15 protein-coding genes and 1 pseudogene are annotated in these 17,145 nt (G+C 63.3%); 6 read left to right on the top strand and 10 right to left on the bottom strand.

Features of this window, described 5'->3' with window-relative positions; translation table 11 throughout:
• Positions 1–4 precede the first annotated feature (4 nt).
• Positions 5–925, bottom strand: a complete 921-nt coding sequence (cysK, locus tag H5J25_RS09845) for a cysteine synthase A (protein WP_202090549.1) — start codon at positions 923–925, stop codon at positions 5–7.
• Positions 922–2,238 (bottom strand): MFS transporter, encoded by a 1,317-nt coding sequence (locus H5J25_RS09840; RefSeq protein ID WP_202090547.1) that lies wholly within the window; start codon positions 2,236–2,238, stop codon positions 922–924. The genes cysK and H5J25_RS09840 overlap by 4 nt, the downstream gene beginning before the upstream one ends.
• 151 nt (positions 2,239–2,389) lie before the next feature.
• On the opposite strand from H5J25_RS09840, the gene pdhA reads away from it, so the two are divergent.
• Entirely contained in the window at positions 2,390–3,457 is a 1,068-nt protein-coding gene (gene pdhA / locus H5J25_RS09835; RefSeq protein ID WP_202090545.1) for a pyruvate dehydrogenase (acetyl-transferring) E1 component subunit alpha, read from the top strand.
• Complete coding sequence (locus tag H5J25_RS09830) at positions 3,457–4,884, top strand: pyruvate dehydrogenase complex E1 component subunit beta (protein WP_202090543.1); 1,428 nt, start codon at positions 3,457–3,459, stop codon at positions 4,882–4,884. The genes pdhA and H5J25_RS09830 overlap by 1 nt, the downstream gene beginning before the upstream one ends.
• 40 nt (positions 4,885–4,924) lie before the next feature.
• On the opposite strand, the gene H5J25_RS09825 is transcribed toward H5J25_RS09830, so the two are convergent.
• The 3 genes from H5J25_RS09825 to H5J25_RS09815 are packed head-to-tail and all read right to left on the bottom strand — an operon-like array spanning position 4,925 to position 8,177.
• A complete protein-coding gene (locus H5J25_RS09825; RefSeq protein ID WP_202090540.1) occupies positions 4,925–5,653 on the bottom strand; it encodes a TadE/TadG family type IV pilus assembly protein in 729 nt (242 codons plus the stop codon).
• Entirely contained in the window at positions 5,644–6,279 is a 636-nt protein-coding gene (locus H5J25_RS09820) for a TadE/TadG family type IV pilus assembly protein (RefSeq protein ID WP_202090538.1), read from the bottom strand. Before H5J25_RS09820 ends, H5J25_RS09825 begins: the two co-directional genes overlap by 10 nt.
• A gap of 14 nt (positions 6,280–6,293) precedes the next feature.
• Complete coding sequence (locus H5J25_RS09815) at positions 6,294–8,177, bottom strand: TadE/TadG family type IV pilus assembly protein (RefSeq protein WP_202090536.1); 1,884 nt, start codon at positions 8,175–8,177, stop codon at positions 6,294–6,296.
• A gap of 60 nt (positions 8,178–8,237) precedes the next feature.
• On the opposite strand from H5J25_RS09815, the gene H5J25_RS09810 reads away from it, so the two are divergent.
• Both H5J25_RS09810 and H5J25_RS09805 read left to right on the top strand, forming a co-directional pair.
• Positions 8,238–8,921 carry a squalene/phytoene synthase family protein gene (locus tag H5J25_RS09810; protein WP_202090534.1) on the top strand — a complete coding sequence of 228 codons (684 nt, stop codon included), beginning with the start codon at positions 8,238–8,240 and terminating at the stop codon, positions 8,919–8,921.
• Positions 8,922–8,979: 58 nt separating this feature from the next.
• Positions 8,980–9,474, top strand: a complete 495-nt coding sequence (locus H5J25_RS09805; protein ID WP_202096278.1) for an EF-hand domain-containing protein — start codon at positions 8,980–8,982, stop codon at positions 9,472–9,474.
• A 4-nt stretch (positions 9,475–9,478) separates the two neighbouring features.
• On the opposite strand, the gene trmFO is transcribed toward H5J25_RS09805, so the two are convergent.
• The 3 genes from trmFO to H5J25_RS09790 form a co-directional block, all read right to left on the bottom strand.
• A complete protein-coding gene (gene trmFO, locus H5J25_RS09800; protein WP_202090532.1) occupies positions 9,479–10,795 on the bottom strand; it encodes a methylenetetrahydrofolate--tRNA-(uracil(54)-C(5))-methyltransferase (FADH(2)-oxidizing) TrmFO in 1,317 nt (438 codons plus the stop codon).
• Positions 10,796–10,804: 9 nt separating this feature from the next.
• Positions 10,805–11,548, bottom strand: a complete 744-nt coding sequence (locus tag H5J25_RS09795) for a fatty acid desaturase (RefSeq protein WP_202090530.1) — start codon at positions 11,546–11,548, stop codon at positions 10,805–10,807.
• A 197-nt stretch (positions 11,549–11,745) separates the two neighbouring features.
• Positions 11,746–12,297, bottom strand: a complete 552-nt coding sequence (locus H5J25_RS09790; RefSeq protein WP_202090528.1) for a GbsR/MarR family transcriptional regulator — start codon at positions 12,295–12,297, stop codon at positions 11,746–11,748.
• A gap of 101 nt (positions 12,298–12,398) precedes the next feature.
• Here H5J25_RS09790 and H5J25_RS09785 point away from each other — a divergent pair, with 101 nt between their 5' ends.
• Both H5J25_RS09785 and H5J25_RS09780 read left to right on the top strand, forming a co-directional pair.
• Positions 12,399–13,037, top strand: a complete 639-nt coding sequence (locus tag H5J25_RS09785) for a lysoplasmalogenase family protein (RefSeq protein ID WP_202090527.1) — start codon at positions 12,399–12,401, stop codon at positions 13,035–13,037.
• Complete coding sequence (locus H5J25_RS09780) at positions 13,034–13,465, top strand: DUF488 domain-containing protein (RefSeq protein WP_202090524.1); 432 nt, start codon at positions 13,034–13,036, stop codon at positions 13,463–13,465. The genes H5J25_RS09785 and H5J25_RS09780 overlap by 4 nt, the downstream gene beginning before the upstream one ends.
• Before the next feature lie 416 nt (positions 13,466–13,881).
• Here the strand turns inward: H5J25_RS09780 and H5J25_RS09775 are convergent, their stop codons facing one another.
• Together H5J25_RS09775 and gyrA are read right to left on the bottom strand one after the other, a co-directional pair.
• A complete protein-coding gene (locus tag H5J25_RS09775; protein WP_202090522.1) occupies positions 13,882–14,235 on the bottom strand; it encodes a DUF952 domain-containing protein in 354 nt (117 codons plus the stop codon).
• Positions 14,232–17,001, bottom strand: a pseudogene (gene gyrA / locus H5J25_RS09770) (DNA gyrase subunit A). The gene H5J25_RS09775 and the pseudogene gyrA overlap by 4 nt, the downstream one beginning before the upstream one ends.
• Between the last annotated feature and the right edge of the window lie 144 nt (positions 17,002–17,145).

The raw sequence follows: 17,145 nt of genomic DNA, 5'->3' as shown, positions 1-17,145 counted from the left end.
AAATTTAGCTCTCGGGAAGGAAGTCCGGTACGGACAGATACCGCTCACCCGTATCGTAATTGAAGCCCAGCACGCGCACGTTGTCCGGCAGGTCGGGCAGCTTCTGGAGGATCGCGGCCAGCGTCGCGCCGGACGAGATACCGACCAGCATGCCCTCTTCGGTCGCCGCACGCCGCGCCATGTCCTTCGCGACGACGGCATCGACCTGGATCGCGCCATCGATCGCCTGCGTGTGCAGGTTCGCGGGCACGAACCCCGCGCCGATGCCCTGGATCGGATGCGGCCCCGGCTGGCCGCCGGAAATGACCGGCGATGCGTGCGGCTCGACCGCATAGACCTTCAGGTTCGGCCACGACTTTTTCAGCGTCTCGGCGATTCCGGTGATGTGCCCGCCCGTGCCCACGCCGGTGATGATCACGTCGATCGGCGTGTCCCTGAAGTCGTTCAGGATCTCCAGCGCCGTCGTGCGCGTGTGCACGTCGATGTTCGCCGGATTCTCGAACTGCTGCGGCATCCACGCGCCCGGCGTCTGTTCGATCAGTTCCAGCGCACGCTCGATCGCGCCCTTCATGCCCTTTTCACGCGGTGTCAGGTCGAACGTCGCGCCATAAGCCAGCATGAGCCGCCGACGCTCGATCGACATGCTTTCCGGCATGACGAGAACCAGCTTGTACCCCTTTACCGCGGCTACCATCGCCAGCCCGACGCCGGTATTTCCACTCGTCGGTTCGATGATCGTCCCGCCGGGCTTCAGGTCGCCGGATGCTTCCGCCGCCTCGATCATGGCCAGCGCGATCCGGTCCTTGATCGATCCGCCGGGGTTCGAACGCTCGGACTTGATCCAGACTTCGGAATCCGGGAACAGCTTCGATACGCGGATGTGCGGCGTGTTGCCGATCGTCTCCAGGATCGTGTTGGCTTTCATAATACGGCCTCCATCTCTTTATCTGCGGCGTCCTGCCGCGTCGTTGGGGGATCGAACGTCTTCGCGCGGCGTATGCTCGGAAACAGATAGGTCCACAGGATCGTCACGACAATCGCACCGCCGCCGCCGACCAGAACCGCACCGACCGGTCCGAGCATCGATGCAAGGAAGCCGGATTCGGCCTCACCCAGTTCGTTGGAGGCGGAAATCGTCAGCTGCGACACCGCCCCGACACGCCCACGCATCTCGTCCGGCGTATACAGCTGGATCAACGACTGACGGATATAGACGGAGAACATGTCCGCCCCGCCGGCAACCGCCAGCGCGCCCACCGCCACTTCGAAGTCGTAGGCGGGGATGATGATATGCGCGACGCCGAAGATCACCGTCGCCGTCCCGTAGATCAGCACGGACACCAGCATTTTCGGGCCGACATTAGTCTTGAGCGGCCGGAACGAGAAGATCAGCGCGACCAAGGCGGCCCCGGCGGCCGGCGCGGCGGCGAGCCAGCTCAGCCCCTGCGCACCGACCTTGAAGATGTCGTTGGCGTAGATCGGCAGAAGGGCGTTGGTCCCCGCAAGGAAGACCGCGAAGAGGTCCAGCGTGATCGTCCCCAGCACCAGCTTGTTCTGGCCGACATATTTCAGACCGTCGACGATCTGCTTGATCGGGCGCGCGGTGGATCTCGGCGGCTGCGCGACCTTTCCGATCAGCATCAGGCACAGCAATGCCAATCCGAACAGGATGGTCGCCAGCCAATAGGCGCCAGAATGCGTCGCGGTGTGCGAATAGAAGAAGCCGCCCAGCGCCGGTCCGATGATCGTACCCACCTGCCACGAGATGGATGAAAGCGCGATCGCGGTCGGCAACACGTCGCGAGGCACAAGATCCGGCGCCAGCGCACCGAACGCAGGCCCGGCAAAGGCGCGAGCGATTCCCAGGAATACCGCTACCGAAAACAGGATCGGCAGCGACATCCACCCCTCATAGGTCGCCAAAGCGAGGATAAGCGCGCTCGCCAGTTGCAGCGTTACCGTGACCCGCGTGATCCACCGTCTGTCGAACCGGTCCGCGACATATCCGGTCACCGGCGTGCTCAGGAACAGGGGTAGGAATTGCAGCAGGCCGATCAGCCCCAGCTGCGCCGCCGCCTGCGGCATCGTCATGGTTTGGCGCGCGATCGTATACACTTGCCAGCCGATCACGATGATCATCGCATTCTGCGCGACCGTCATCGTGAAGCGCGCGACCCAATAGGCGCGGAAGTTGGCGATGCGTAACGGGTGGGGCGATGCGAGCGGCTGCGTATCCATCGCGCATGGCTTTAGTCACCCCCGATGGGCGCGGGCAATCACCGATTGGCTTGGTCGGAATAAACTTCTGTGATGGCGAGCGATTGAAGTTTCGCACAAGAAGGGCTTATACGCGCCCTTCCTCTCCCCCAGGAAACGAGGTTTCTAGCCTGTGGCCAAAGCACCCGCTGCCCGAAAGACCGAAGCGCCCCAATCCGATCCGGCGCCCAACCGCGCCCCCAATCGCGAGCGACCCGGCGAACCGCAATCCTATCGGGCGTCGAAGGACGAACTGCTCGAATTCTATAAGCAGATGCTGCTCATCCGGCGCTTCGAAGAGAAAGCGGGCCAGTTGTACGGCCTCGGACTGATCGGTGGTTTCTGTCACTTGTACATCGGCCAGGAAGCCGTCGCGGTCGGGCTGCAGTCCGCTTTGTCCGACAAGGACAGCGTGATCACCGGCTATCGCGATCACGGACACATGCTGCTCTGCGGGATCCCGCCCAAGGACGTCATGGCGGAATTGACCGGGCGTCAGGCCGGCATTTCCAAGGGCAAGGGCGGCTCGATGCATATGTTCAGCGTCGAGCATAAGTTCTACGGCGGCCACGGCATCGTCGGCGCCCAGGTGTCGCTCGGCACCGGTCTCGGCTTCGCGCACAAATATCGCCAGGATGGCGGCGTCTGCCTCGCCTATTTTGGCGACGGCGCGTCGAACCAGGGGCAGGTGTACGAAAGCTTCAACATGGCCGAGCTGTGGAAGCTGCCGGTCATCTACGTGATCGAAAACAACCAATATGCGATGGGCACCTCGGTCAACCGCGCCTCGTCCGAAGATCAGTTGTACCGTCGCGGTGAATCCTTCCGCATTCCCGGCATTCAGGTCGATGGCATGGACGTGCTCGCTTCGCGCGGTGCGGCCGAGGAAGCGCTCGCCTGGGTGCGCGCGGGCAAGGGCCCGATCATCCTCGAGATGAAGACCTATCGCTATCGCGGCCACTCCATGTCCGATCCCGCGAAATACCGCAGCCGCGAGGAGGTTCAGGCCGTCCGCGACAAGTCCGATCCGATCGAGCATTGCAAGAAACTGCTCGAGGATCAGGGTGTCGGCGAGGCCGAGCTGAAGACGATCGAGCAGGAAATCCGCAAGATCGTCGCCGAAGCGGCCGATTTCGCCGAAAGCGCGCCCGAGCCGGAGCCCGCCGAACTGTATACCGACGTGCTGGTGGAAAAATACTGATGCCCATCGAAATCAAGATGCCCGCCCTTTCCCCGACGATGGAGGAGGGCACGCTGGCCAAATGGCTGGTCAAGGAAGGCGATACCGTCAAGTCCGGCGACATCATGGCCGAGATCGAGACCGACAAGGCGACGATGGAATTCGAAGCCGTCGACGAAGGCACGATCGGCAAGATCATGATCGCCGAGGGTAGCGACAATGTGAAGGTCGGCACCGTCATCGCCACTCTGCTCGAAGAGGGCGAGAGCGCCGACACGGCGGCCGCCGCTCCGGCTGAACGCAGCGGCGAGGGCGCCAATGCGGCCCCGAAGGAAGAGCAGCCCGCCGACAAGGCGCCGAACGCGCCCGAATCCACCGTGCCGCACAAGGTCGAGACCGGCGCACGCCAGCTATACGACGCTGCGAAGCACGATGCCGAAGTTTCCGACCCCGCGATCCCCGAGGGCACGGAGATGGTCAAGATCACGCTGCGCGAGGCGCTGCGTGACGCGATGGCCGAGGAAATGCGCAAGGACGACCGCGTCTTCGTGATGGGCGAGGAAGTCGCCGAATATCAGGGCGCGTACAAGGTCACGCAGGGCCTGCTGGACGAATTCGGTCCGGCACGAGTCATCGACACGCCGATCACCGAATATGGGTTTGCCGGCGTCGGTACGGGCGCGGCGATGGGCGGCCTCCGCCCGATCGTCGAGTTCATGACGTTCAACTTCGCCATGCAGGCGATCGACCACATCATCAACTCGGCCGCGAAGACCAACTACATGTCCGGCGGCCAGATGCGCTGCCCGATCGTCTTTCGCGGTCCGAACGGCGCTGCGTCGCGCGTCGGTGCGCAGCATTCGCAGAACTACGGCCCGTGGTACGCCAGCGTTCCCGGCCTGATCGTGATCGCACCCTATGATGCGGCGGATGCCAAGGGCCTGATGAAGGCCGCGATCCGTACCGAGGATCCGGTCGTCTTCCTCGAAAACGAACTGCTCTACGGCCGTACGTTCGAAATCCCGGCGCTCGACGATTATGTCCTGCCAATCGGCAAGGCGCGCACGATGCGAGAGGGCAAGGACGTGACGATCGTCAGCTACTCGATCGGTGTCGGCCTCGCGCTGGAAGCCGCCGAGAAGCTGGCGGAAGAGGGGATCGACGCCGAAGTCATCGACCTCCGCACGCTGCGTCCGCTCGACAAGGCGGCCGTGCTCAAGAGCCTCAAGAAGACCAATCGTCTCGTCGTGGCGGAAGAGGGCTGGGCAACCTGCTCGATCGCATCGGAAATCGTCGCGATCTGCATGGAGGAAGGCTTTGACGATCTCGACGCCCCCGTCCTGCGCGTCGCGAACGAGGACGTGCCGCTGCCCTATGCCGCAAACCTCGAAAAACTGGCGCTGCTCAGCTCGGCGAAGATCGTCGATACGGTGAAGAAGATCGTTTGAGGCCATGCGACCGCCCTTTGCCCGCGCCGCGGGCAGGGGGTCAGGCCGAATAGACGTTACACTTCGACGGCGTGACGCTCGGCGAGGGGTTGTAGATCTGAGAGAAGAGGCGTCGATCGCGCACGATGAACGACGCGATGTAACGAATACGCGACGACCCCATCAGCCACGTACCGACAATCGGCTGATAATCGTAATTGACCTCGACGAACATCACGCCCGCGCCCTCCGGTGCATTTACCTTTGCGCCGGGATCCCCCATCCCGTTAGGCTGATCCTTCCCCGCATTGGCCGCGCTCCCGTCCGTTCCAGCGTTCGGCGACGTCGAGTCAACCGAGTCGTATTTAGGCCCTGATTTCAGGCCCAGGCACCGCTGCCAATGAATGCGCTGGACTGCGTCGGTGTCGTAGGATTGCTGGATATTTTCCAGGCTGGACACCGTGATCCGGCCATATGTCGTCAGTTTGATTGCCGTCCCTTGATACCGCGCCGCCTGCAGGACGTCGTTCATATCTACTTCGCGCAGTTGCTGCGTGGCAAGTGCGCTAGTGGTCCCGACGCGCGAAGCGTTGTCGGCCAGGTTGAGCGTGATCTGGCTGACCTTCAGGTTGATCAAGGCAAGGTTTGCGGTCTCCATGCCGTACAGGCCAAGCGTCAGGACGACCGGCATGGCGAAGGCGAATTCGAGCATCGCAAGGCCGCTGCGGTCACCGCCGAGGCGGCGCAGGAATTGCGGCAATGGCGCAGAAAGCAGGGAATTCAGGTGCATATCGTGGTCGCCGTAACCGTTTGCTGTGATGCATAAGGCTGGTTCTTCAGCAACGTCTGCGCCGAGATCGTCGCTGATGACGACCAGCCGAGCAGGCCGGCGACTGGGAACAGCCGGGGATAGGTCAGGCTCATCGTGTACAATGTCACGTCGTTTGCCCCGCCCTGGCCAGTCGCACCGGGATCGGCGTCCCACTGTTTGTTGCCGTTGACATCGGTGTAGCACTCGCCCGCGTTGCGCACGCCGTTGCCGTTATTGTCGATGAACGGTTCGGGCGCCACGGCGGCGAAACTGCCATAGCTTTTGCGGGTCGAGCACCATGTCCCGGCGGCAGGAGAGGCCGTGCAGGATTGGGTCGGTGTCTTGGCGACCATACTCGACATCGCGATGACCTGATTGTCGAGTGTCGAAACAAGCTGCGCGCCGCCCTGTATCGCGGAATCGCGCGCCGCTTTTTGGACTGCGCCATTCAGCACCGCCTTGGCATAAAGCTGGTACAGCAAGTCGCCGATGCCCATCATCATCACGATCATCACCGGGGTGATGATGGCGAATTCGATGATGGTTGCGCCTCGGCGATCGCCCGCCAGGCGAACGACGATCCGTTGCCAACGCGCCTTGGACATGGTCCGGACGCCCGTCACTGCGAAATCCGCAGCATCGCGACCTGCTTCGCAATCTTCTGGAACGCCGTGGTCAAGCTGGCATTGTCGCTCGCATAATAGGCTTGCCCGGGCGATGCGCAGGCCGTCAACTGGCTCGTCAGCGTCTGGCCGAAACCGACGACGAACACCGTAATGTTCCGCGACTTCGCGGCCTGACACTCCGCGACGAACCGGGCGTTGTGATAAGCAGTCAGGCTGGGATTCGTAGTGTTGTTGGCGATGCGGTCGTCATAATATTCGATGCCGTACATGCCGTAGATCTGCTCGTTGGGCGACATGTCGCCGTCCGTCATGAATACGATGTACCGGTTTGGCGCATTCCGGCCCGGCCATTCTGCCGTATCGTCCGCGAACACGCCCTTCGGCGCGATCATTCGGGTACCCCAGATCATCCCCGTATCGTGATACGTTCCGCCCTGCGGCTTGAAGTCGGTGGCGTTGACGTAGTTCGAGACCTCCGAACGGCTCATCGTCGTCAGCCGGGACACGGGCTTCCCGCACGAAACATAGCCATAGGCAATGTTATTGTAGTTGCCGAGCGCCGTATACTGTCCGAACTGGCTGGTACTGGTAGAGTCTCCATACGGATTCGCCGAATTGCCAGCATAATCAACCGACGTCGTGTTTCCGCGATAATAGACCACATCGGGCCACATCGGGCGCCACCGTGTTGCATTGGTGGTGGGAAGCCGGTCCGGGTCGAGATCGGCCGGCAAATTGTCTTGGTCGAACGTGCTCACGCCGGGCGTCGTATCCCGCTCTTCGATGCAACCCTGCCATTTGCTCGTCGCACCGGTGATCTTGCTCGGGTCTGTCACCGTCGCACCCGTGACATATTGGCTGACGTCGTAACTGACCTTCGTGTAGCGCCAGTTCGGCTTCAGCGGCTGCGTCGTGATCACGCAGGACGAATCGCTCGTTGCATAAGCCGTGGTTACCAATGTCGCTTGACCATTCGTCGTATACCCCGTCGCCGGGCTCCGGCCGGTGGCCGCCGCATCGCACGCGGCTTTGGTCACCGGTTTCTTGGTTTGCGCAGTCGCACCGCCGTTGTTCGCGTCGCCGATGATCCTGCGGCTATTATACGTCCAGTCGTTGACCATGCTGCCCGCGGGCAGGGCATATCCGGCATTCACCGTGGAGGTGTATGTCACGAACCCGTATCGCACATGCGTCGATGGATCGACGTTAGCCGCGATCGTGTCGTAGAAGTTCATCACGGCGGATCGCAGACCGGACAGCTTCGAACCGCTTACCTCTTGGTTGTAATATCCGGTCGTACCATCCGGGCGCGTATAAGAACCGATCGTCGCGCTGCAACCGGATGTCTGCGACGGCTGACAGGCCATCGAACCCGTCGTGTCGAGGACGAACATGACGTCCGTATCCGCAATGTCGTAGCGCGCTTCGCACGTCACTTTCAGCATGATCGTGGGGCTGCCGAACATCTTCATGATCGTCATCGGCACTGCGGTCGAGGCCGTCCCGGCGACCTGGTTATCCGACGTCTTCGTTGGAACGAAGGGGTAGGGATTCGTCGTGGCGGTGAACGTCGGCGTTCCCATGAATCCGCTGGTAAAGTTGTTCGCGAAGAACGTGCGCGCCTGCGTGATAGCGTTGGTGTCGAGCGCGGTGTCGTCGCTGTCTGCCATGAACTTGCGTCCCGCCAGCGCACCGGCATCGCACGCCTGTTGCAGCCGGACCTTTGTGACATAAAGTCGGCCCATATCGACCGCGGAGCCCGCAAGTCCACATAATGGGATGAGGAACGCGGCCATCATGGCAAGCGTGTTCCCCCGGACGTCGCGCCGCAGTCGCCCGAAAACGGTTCTTGGCTGATGGCTCGTCTGTCGCTGCATAATCCTCTATTTGCAGCCAGAATGGTTTCCAAATCGTGTGTCCGCAGCCATTAAAACGCTATGGAACTCAGCGACCCGACCGACATCGTCAATGCCGAACGCCTACTGGCGCTATCCTACGCCCCGGCAAAGGCGCAGCCCGGCGTCGCGGCGCTGTTTGCGCTCGACCGTACGCTCGCCCGCATCCTGCGAACGACGACCGAGCCGGTGATCGGCCAGATGCGGCTAACCTGGTGGTATGAGGCTCTGACGAAACTGGATCAGGGCAGCGCGCCGGCCGAACCCGTGCTGCGCGCATTGGCGGCGGAGGTCTTGCCGCATGGCGTCACCGGCGCACGGCTCGCCGGGCTGATCGATGCGTGGGAAGTGCTGCTCGATCCCGAAACGCCCGACGACGCCACGCTGGAACGCTATGCCACGCGCGGCACGATCCTGTTCGGCGCGGCGGCGACGCTGATCGGTGCGCAGCCGACGGACCCGATCGCGCCGGCGGGGCGGGGGTGGGCGCTGGCCGATCTCGCGCTCCATGTGCAGGAGGCCGACGTCGCCACGCGAGCGGCGGACTTGGCTCGCACCGGCCTCGACCTTGCAGCCGGCACACGGTGGAGCAGCACCGCTCGCAGTCTGGGGGCGATGGCGCATCTCGCGCGGCTCGATCTCGCGGTTCCACGCGGCCAGCCGATCCGGCGGGGCGCACCGGGTCGCGTATCGCGGCTCCTGTGGCACAGGATGACCGGACGCTAGCTTCCCCCGCGCACCGGTATCCGTTAGTTCCATGGGCGGAACGATCGAGGGGACGGGCATGTGGCGGTATCTGGTGGGTGGCATGGCGGCGTTGTTGCTGATCGCGGCCGGCGTCCTCGTCTTCAAAAGCCCCGCGCGTTCGGACTCTCCATTGCCGCCGGCGCCCGCCGCGATCGTCGGCGAGGCGGAGGAGGGGCTACCCGAAACCATTCCCGAGGCGACGGCCAAGACACGCGAGGAGAAGCGCTTCAATCGCTATGACAAGGACCGTAACGCCCAGATAAGTCGCGCGGAATATCTGGCCTCCCGCACCAAGGCTTTCGCCCGGCTGGACACGAACGGAGACGGAAGACTGTCGTTCGAGGAATGGGCGATCAAGACCAGCACGAAGTTCGCCGAGGCGGACCGGGATAAATCCGGCGCAATGACCCCCGCCGAATTCGCCACCACTGCGCCGAAGCGTCGCGCGCCACGCCCCAACACGCCGTGCCCGCCCGCGACGCCCAAAAGCAGAATCGGACGACGGCTGACCGACCCGCCCAACCGCCAGTAGGGCCTTAAGCCGCCAGCCATTCCCCCAACGCCTCGCGCGCGCGGTCGGTATACATCTTCTTGCGATCGGCCTTCTTGGTCCGGCCTGGGATCGGTGGGAACAGCCCGAAGTTCACGTTCATCGGCTGATACGTCTCTGCCTCCGCCGCGCCCGTAATGTGGTGCAGCAACGCGCCCAGCGCGGTCGCGACCGGGGGCGGGGCCAGCGTCTCGCCCTTCAACTCCGCAGCGGCGAAGCGACCCGCGATCAGCCCGATTGCCGCACTTTCGATATAGCCCTCGCACCCGGTAATCTGTCCCGCGAACCGCACGTTTGGCATGGATTTCAGCCGCAGCGTCGGGTCGAGCAGTTCGGGCGACCTGATGAACGTATTCCGGTGCAACCCGCCCAACCGCGCGAACTCGGCATTCTCCAGTCCGGGGATCGTCCGGAACAGCCGCACCTGCTCGGCATGCTTCAGCTTGGTCTGGAAGCCCACGATGTTCCACAACGTCCCGCTGGCATTGTCCTGCCGCAACTGCACGACGGCATAGGGCCAGCGCCCGGTCCGCGGATCGTCCAGTCCGACACCCTTCATCGGCCCGAAGCGCAATGTTTCGGGCCCACGTTCCGCCATCACCTCGATCGGCATACAGCCTTCGAAATAGGGCGTGTCTTTTTCCCACTCCCGGAACTCGGTCTTCTCGCCATCGACCAGCGCCTGGACGAACGTGTGATACGTCTCCTTGTCCATCGCGCAGTTGATGTAATCCTTGCCCTCGCCCTTGTTCCAGCGCGACTGGAACCATGCGGTGTCCATGTCGATGCTGTCGAAATGGACGATCGGCGCGATCGCGTCGAAGAAAGCGAGCGCGTCCGCCCCCGTCGCCGCGCCGATGCTCGCAGCAAGCGGCGCCGCGGTCAGCGGGCCGGTGGCGATGATCACGGGGCCGTCGGTCGGGATCACATCGACTCGTTCGCGGACGACGGTGATGTTGGGATGCGCCATTATGGCTGCAGTCACCCCTTCCGAGAACGCATCCCGGTCCACTGCCAGCGCGGATCCCGCCGGCACCTTGTGGATATCGCCCTCGCGCAGGATCAGCGACCCCAGCGTGCGCATCTCCTGATGGATCAGCCCGACCGCGTTGCTCGTCGCATCGTCCGACCGGAAACTGTTCGAACAGACCAGTTCCGCCAACCCGTCCGTATGATGCGCCGGCGTCTTCTCACCCGAACCACGCATCTCCGACAGCTTCACGCGGAAGCCAGCTTCCGCCAACTGCCAAGCCGCCTCCGATCCCGCCAGCCCGCCGCCGATAATCTGAATGTCATAAGTCATGCGGCGGCTCTAAGCGCGGCGCGCTATCCTAGCAACCGCATCGGGAATCCTGAAAGGTGGCAGGACCTGCTGCGCCTTCGACGCCAATTCCGGCTGTGCGGCTGCGATGCGCCGCGCCAGTATCCCAAGGCGCCGCACCGGCACTGCGGGGAACAGATGATGTTCGAGGTGCAAGAACATGTTGTAGGTCAGGAAATTGACAACCGCGGAAGACTGCGTGCGGGCAATCTCTTCGTCCGTGCATTCTCGATGCGTGATCCACACCGCGAATAGTGCCGTCAGGCACTGTGCCACGATCATCGCACCGACATGATAGAGCAGGGCCGGGGCCATCGTCGCCAAAGCGGCGCCGGTCAGCATAACATTGGAACTCAGATCGATCGTCATCCGCCGTCGCAGGCTCGCGCCGCCATGGCGCCAGGCTTCCATGTGCATGCGCAGCGGAAAGCACGGCCCTTCGAGAAGAACCTGCCATAGGGTCATTCGCCCGCACGCACCCTCGACATCCTCCGTTGTTCCCAAGTGCCGGTGGTGGCGCAGATGATTGAACGCGACCGCAGTATTCGATCCCAGCATCAGCGCACTCAGTCCGTGCAGGACAAGGCGATGTCCAGACTTGCGAAAGCCCAAATTGCCGTGGATCGCCTCATGGTTGAGCCGCAGTGCGGTAAGAAAGAACATGAAGGAAGCGATCGCCGCAAGCGGCCAGAGCCGTCGGTCGGCAAGGAGAAAACTCGCCGCCAGCCACGGCACCGGATGAAGGCATTCCACCAGTCCGTCGCGTGGTCGCATCCCGATCAGATCGCGCCATTTCACCTTCGCAAGCCGACGCCGATAGGTCGTCACAGTCTGCGGTCCCATGTCCCTTACCTCTTCGTTCCGATTGCATGTTCAAAGCAGCGGGCAGACCAAGGCTAAGGCTAAGGCGGCAGAACCATCTCGATGAACTCCTAGTCATTGGGGCTGGACTTACGTCCTGGGATCAGCCGGGCGACGCTGCCGCCCAGCTTCATCAGCGTGACCAGCGTCGACTTGGGCAGCACGCGGACCTGATCGTACCAAGTGCCGAGCGTCGACAGGAACTCATGCATCCGGCCGATCCGCTCGCGGACATGCGCCGGCGCCGTATCGTCCTTCGCCAGCCGACCGGCGAGTTCGTTCAGCAACGCGATCGTCGGATCGATCTCACGGCGTTTGCGCTCTGCGGCGATCCGCATCAGCATGTCCCACAGATCGGTTTCCGCGGTGAAATGATCGCGGCGGTCGCCCTCAACATGCACGCGCCGAACGATCGCATAATTCTGCAACTCCTTCAGCGCAGTCGAGACGTTCGACCGCGCGAGCCCGAGCGTCTCGACAATCTCCTCCGCATGGAGCGGCCGATCGCTGAGATACAACAGCGCATGAACCTGCGCGACCGATCGTGCGACGCCCCAATGCGTCCCCATCTCACCCCAGTGGAGGACGAAGGCTTTCACATCGGGATGGTCGTACAGTTTCATCGGTCTTCCAATTCTGTAATTACAGAAATGACAGTGTGCAGAGTTTCTGTCAATGGCAATCCGCGCTCGATCCGAACTTCGGTTCCGCCTAACGTGATACTATGAACCGCCTCATCCTTGCCGCCGCGCTGATTGCCGGTATCGGCTTCCAGCTCGTGAAGGATCTCCCGCCAGCCCCGATGATCGTCGCGTGGAAGGGCGCAGGCGTCGCACTTCTCGCGATCTGGGCGGGGTCGCAGGCGCGGGATCGAGACGGATGGCTGATCGCCGCCGCACTCGCGTTCGGCGCATTGGGCGACGTGTTGCTGGAAACCTCCGGCACGGTGCCGGGCGCGCTCGCATTCCTCGTCGGACATGTCGTCGCGATCACCCTCTACCTGCGCTGCCGCCGGGGTTCGATCCGCAAGTCGATCGGCACGGCCACCGGCATCGGACTAATCGTCGCGATCATGGGCTACCTCCTGACCCGCGATCTCGGCGTTGCGGTCTATGCCTTCGGGCTGGGCGCGATGGCCGGCGGCGCCCTGGCCAGCCGCTTCGTGCTCCCGCTCGTCGGCCCCGGCGTCGTCTTGTTCATTGGCTCCGACCTGCTGATCTTCGCGAAGGGCAGCGCGCTTGCCGGCTCCGCCCTGCCGGGTCTCATGATCTGGCCGACCTATTTCGCCGCGCAGGCCTTGATCGCGATCGGCGTCGTTCGCGGATTGCATGGCCATGCGCGCAGGCCCATCTCGGCACGATGAAGATATTCACGATCGGATACGAAGCCACAACAATGGCCGACTTCCTCGCCACGCTCAAAACCGCCGGCGTCCAGCGCGTGATCGACGTCCGCGCGCTGCCGCTCTCCCGCCGCCCCGGCTTCTCCAAATCCTCGCTCGCGGCGTCCCTGTTCGATGCCGGGATCGGCTATGTCCACCTCAAGGCGCTCGGGACGCCCAAGCCGGGCAGGGATGCGGCGAAGAAGGGCGACGTCGCGACGCTGAAGGCGGTCTATGCCGATCAGCTCGAATTGCCGGAGGCGCAGGTCCAGGCCGCGCAGATGCTGGAGCTCGCGCGCGAAATGCCGAGCGCCTTGTTATGCTTCGAGCGCGATCCCTGCCACTGCCACCGCACCTTGTTGCTGGAGGCCGTAGGCGAGGGGGCCGAGGTGGTCGATCTCTACACCTGAGGTTGATGCGATTTGGGACGAAAGTATCAGGGCGGGCTGCTGAAATAAGACGATCAATCCGACCAAGGTATCCATAAAGTAGCGTATAGGACGGTATAGCCCGCCGCCTAGGCCGAACGACGGGCGTCGAACAAAAACGATTGCGCTTGCCGTAAAGGCGCCGGTCCGGAAGCCCGCTGTCGCTCGCACCGCCCTCGATACGAACCGTTCGTGCTGAGCCTGTCGAAGCGCCTGTCCGCCACGACCCGCCCTTCGACAGGCTCAGGACGAACGGTTGGGGCGGGTCGCCTTATGTGTTCATGCTCCGGGCAAAGCAGCGAAGACGATCACGAAAGCTATCGCCGCATGAACCGCCGCGCCAAAACCGGACAGCCGTCGCGATCGATACTTTCGTCGTTTCGGCGCGGAAGAGTGCGCTAGCCCGCAACCGGCAACTTCACCTGCCCGTCGGCCAACCGTTCCAACGGTCCATAGGCGATCACCGTCTCCAGCAGAAGATCGCTGCCATAGATGTGCGGAAACAACTGTCCACCGCGCGATTCCTCCCATCGGATATCGCCGAACGCACCCAGATCGACCGCGGCAACGTGCAGATTATCCTGTCCTGAGAAGTGCTTGTCGATCGTCTCGGCCAGCTGGTCGCAAGTCGACAGATGGATGTACCCATCGGCCAGATCGACCGGCGCGCCCGCGAACCGGCCCGACGTCTCCAGTTCCGCCATCTGCTCGCCCGTCAGCACCTTGTACGCGGTCATCGGCAATTCGCTCATACGCCGTCCTCCGGACCGGCGGCGCTGTCGTCCGCCGTATTGGCATCGTCGTTCGGCGCGATCTCGGGCAGATCCTCGATCCCCCGCACGTCCTCCGCTTCGCCTTCGGTTTCCTCGATCCGCGCAGCCGACACGACATGCTCGTTCTTGCCGACGTCGAACAGCTTTACGCCCGCCGAATTGCGGCTGATGACGCGCAGGCTGCCCAGCGTCGTGCGGATCAACTTCGCCTGATCGGTCACCAGCATCAACTGATGCCCCTTGGCCGCCGCGAAGCTGGCCACGACCTGTCCGTTGCGCGCGATATTGTCGATGTTCGTAATGCCCTGACCACCGCGATTGGTGCGGCGATAGTCATAGGCGCTCGACAATTTGCCGTATCCGTTGGTGCACACCGTCAGGATGAACTGCTCGCTCTTCACCATTTCGTCGAACAACGCCTGATCGTCCGGCGCGCCTTCGCGTTCGGCCTTCCATGGTGCGTATTTCAGGTAATTCTCGCGCTGCTGCGGATCGGCATTCACGCGGTGCAGGATCGACAGCGAGATCACCTCGTCGCCGGCCTTCAACGTCATGCCGCGCACGCCGGTCGAATTGCGGCTCTGGAATTCGCGCACGTCGGTCGCGGCGAAACGGATCGCCTTGCCGCCGCGTGTGGCCAGCAGAACGTCGTCGCCTTCGTCCAGCACCGCCACGCCGATCAGCCGGTCGTCGGCATCCTCGCCTTCGAACTTCATCGCGATCTTGCCGTTCGACGGAACGTTGGTGAACGCGTCCATCGAATTGCGGCGCACGCTGCCCTTCGCGGTCGCGAACATGACGTGCAGCTTGCCCCAATCGTCCTCATTCTCGGGCAATGGCAGCACGGTCGTGATCTTCTCGTCCGCCGCCAGCGGCAACAGGTTGATCATCGGCCGTCCGCGCGTCGCGGCGCCGCCCTCGGGCAGGCGCCATACCTTCATGCGGTACACCTTGCCGTGGTTGGAGAAGAACAGCACCGGCGTGTGCGTGCTGGTAACGAACAGGTTGGTGACGGCGTCCTCGTCCTTCGTCGCCATGCCCGCGCGGCCCTTGCCGCCGCGCGCCTGCGCCCGGAACGTATCGAGCGTCGTCCGCTTGATATAGCCTTGCAGGGTGACGGTAACGACCATCTCCTCGCGCTCGATCAGATCCTCATCGTCGATCCCGTCGGCAGCGGCTGCGATCTCGGTCTTGCGCGGTGTAGCGAATTCGGCTCGTACCGCCGCGAGTTCCTCGCGCATTACCGCATACAGCTTCGCCCGGTTCGCCAGAATTTCGAGCAATTCGGTGATCGAGATCGGCCAGACCCTGCAACTCGTTGCCGATCTCGTCGCGGCCGAGCGCGGTCAGGCGGTGCAGACGCAGGTCCAGGATCGCGCGGACCTGAGCCTCGGACAGGCGATAGACGTCGCCTTCCTGCTTGTCCTCGACCGCCTCGACCAGCCGGATATACGGCGCGATTTCCGCGATCGGCCACGATTTCTCGAGCAGCTTCTGGCGCGCGGCGGCGGGGCTGGAGGATCCGCGGATCATCTTCACCACTTCGTCCAGATTGGTGACGGCGATCACCAGGCCGAGCAACAAATGCGCCCGCTCGCGTGCCTTGGCGAGTTCGAACTTCGACCGCCGCGTGATCACTTCCTCGCGGAACTTGACGAACGCTTCGATGATGTCGCGCAGGTTCAGCGTTTCGGGCCGGCCCCCGCGGATCGCCAGCATGTTGGCCGGGAAGGACCCCTGCGCCGGCGTGTGCCGCCACAATTGGTTCAACACGACGTCGGCCGTCGCGTCGCGCTTCAGGTCAATGACGATCCGCACGCCGAAGCGGTTCGATTCGTCGCGAATATCGCTGACGCCCTCGATGCGCTTGTCTTTCGCGGCCTCGGCGATCTTCTCCACCAAGGCATTCTTGCCGCTCTGGTACGGAATTTCGGTCAGCACGATCGACCGGCGGTCGCCCCGCGCTTCCTCGATCGTGTGGCGCGACCGCACGATGATCGATCCGCGACCCTCGGTATAAGCGGCCTTGCAGCCCGCCCGGCCCAGGATGATGCCGCCGGTCGGGAAATCCGGACCGGGCACGATCTCCATCAACTCGTCGATCGTCAGCGGTTCGCCGCCCTCCAGCGACCGGTCGACATAGGCCAGGCACGCATCGACCACTTCGCCAAGATTGTGCGGCGGAATGTTCGTCGCCATGCCGACCGCGATGCCGCCGGCGCCGTTGACCAGAATGTTCGGGAAGCGCGCGGGCAGGACGGTCGGCTCTTCGCGCGACCCGTCATAGTTCGGCGCGAAATCAACGGTATCCTTGTCGATGTCGCTCAGCAGCGCCATCGCAGCCTTGGTCAGCCGCGCCTCGGTATAGCGCATCGATGCCGGCATATCCGGATCCATCGATCCGAAATTCCCCTGGCCGTCCATCAACATGACGCGCATCGCCCAATCCTGCGCGAGGCGGGCGAGCGCCATGTAGATCGAGCTGTCGCCGTGCGGATGGTAATTGCCCATCACGTCGCCGACGATCTTCGCGCATTTGCGATACGGCCGGCCGGGGACGAAACCGCCCTCCTGGCTGGCGAACAGGATGCGTCGATGCACGGGCTTCAGGCCGTCGCGGACGTCGGGCAACGCGCGCGAAACGATCACGCTCATCGCATAGTCGAGATAGCTCGACCGCATCTCGTCCACGATCGAGATGGGGGAGATATCGGAAGGGTCGGCGAGGATGGTCTCGTCGGTCAAATTTCAGGGCTTTCGGGGTTGGTTTCAGTATCGTGACGGCTTTAGCCGAGCCGTCACCCTATGCCAACCCTGCGCGCCCGCCTGCACGCACCCGCGCGTGCGTACGCGAGAGGGGCGGCCGTCCCATCGCGGGAGCGGGCCGAA

Origin of the sequence: Sphingomonas aliaeris (assembly GCF_016743815.1) — a bacterium.
Classification (GTDB): Bacteria; Pseudomonadota; Alphaproteobacteria; order Sphingomonadales; family Sphingomonadaceae; genus Sphingomonas; species Sphingomonas aliaeris.
The sequence above is the reverse complement of the archived record's forward strand: the minus strand, read 5'-3'. Positions and strand labels throughout refer to the sequence as shown.